1 protein-coding gene is annotated in these 1,501 nt (G+C 78.3%); it reads left to right on the forward strand.

What is annotated here, in order from left to right; translation table 11 throughout:
• The first annotated feature begins 312 nt into the window (after window positions 1-312).
• Complete coding sequence (locus tag FNQ90_RS22830) at window positions 313-1,476, forward strand: PrsW family intramembrane metalloprotease (protein ID WP_182608080.1); 1,164 nt, start codon at window positions 313-315, stop codon at window positions 1,474-1,476.
• The last annotated feature ends 25 nt before the right edge of the window (window positions 1,477-1,501 follow it).

A 1,501-nucleotide genomic window follows, 5' to 3' on the forward strand; every position in this document is an offset into this window, starting at 1 on the left:
CGGTCCGACCATACGGGGCCCGAACCCGGCCCCGGTGCCCGGCCGTTCGGTCCCTCCGACGCACCGCACGGCGGCTCCGCCGACTCCCCGGCCTCCCGTGGTGCCCCGGGTTCCACCCGTGTTCCCGGACCGACCCCCGCCCGTGAGGGGCGGGGCCGGCGCGGACCCGTCGGGCCGGCGGGAAATCGTCCGGCGCGCACGACGGAACACGCGCCCCGCGCCGGTACCGGATCGGGGGATGGTTCCCACCGCCCCGGCCGTCCGCGTCGCCTGGGGCGGCGCGTCCTTCCCCCGACGACGGGCCCCGTCACCGTGCCGGTCGCCCTGGCCGTGTGCGGTGTCGTGGTACTGGCCCTGATCGGGCAGGAGACCGGCGCCTTCGGTCTGGTCACCGGCCTGGCGCTCGCCGTCCTGCCCGTCCCGCTCATGGTGGCCCTGCTGCACCGGACCGCCTCGCTGGACGCCGCCTCGCGCGGCGGCCTGCTCTTCGCGCTCGGCTGGGGGGCGTGCGCCGCGACGCTGGTCGCGCTGGTCGCCAACGGCGTGCTCGTCCAATGGCTGCTCGCCGATCCGGCCGGGTTGCCGCGTCCCCGGGCGGACGCCCTGGAGTTGACGCTGGTGGCGCCGGTGGTCGAGGAGTGCGCCAAGGGCGCCGCCGTCCTGCTGCTGTGGCTGCACCGTCCGCGCGCCGTGCACGGGGTGCTGGCCGGGGTGTGCGCGGCGGCGATGACCGCGGTCGGCTTCGCCTTCACCGAGAACATCCTCTACCTGGGCCGGGCCGCCGCGGAGGACCGCCTGTTGGGCACACCCGCGGTGGATTCGGCGACGGCGGCCACCTTCCTGGTCCGGGTGGTGCTCGCCCCCTTCGCCCACCCGCTGTTCACCGCGCTCACCGGCCTCGGCCTCGGCCTCGCCGTGGTGTTGCCGCGCCGAAGGCGGGTGGCCCGGGCGGTGCTGCCCTGGCTCGGCCTGGGCGGCGCGATCGGCCTGCACTCGGCGTGGAACGGCGCCACCGGCCTGGGCACCGGCGGCTTCCTGCTGGTCTACGGCCTGCTGATGTTCCCCGCGCTCGCCCTGGTCATCGGCGCCTGCGCGCACGCCCGGCGCCGCCAACTGCGGGCCGTGCGGGAGGTGCTGCCGCGCTACGCCGGCCCCGAGCTGCCGGGGATGGGCGAGCCCACCGTGTTGGGCACCTCGCGGGGTCGCTCGCTCACCCGGCGGTTGGCCCGCCGGGACTGGGGGCGCGCCGGCGCGCGGGCCGTGATCCGCTACCAGGACACCGCCACCGAGCTGGCCCTGCTGTGCGACCGTGCGGAACGGCACGGCGGCGCGGGGACGGACGGCGCGGCGGGGGACTTCGCGCGGCGGGAGGCGGAGCTGCTGTGGCGGCTGACCCGGGACCGGGGCCCGGTGATCACCCGCGCGCTGCGGGGCGCCGCGCCGGCGGAGATCCACCCGGCGCGGCCCCCGGGCTGACCCGCGGGAGACGTCGGGGGTGGGG

Origin of the sequence: Streptomyces alkaliphilus, from assembly GCF_014141535.1 — a bacterium.
GTDB lineage: Bacteria > Actinomycetota > Actinomycetes > Streptomycetales > Streptomycetaceae > Streptomyces > Streptomyces alkaliphilus.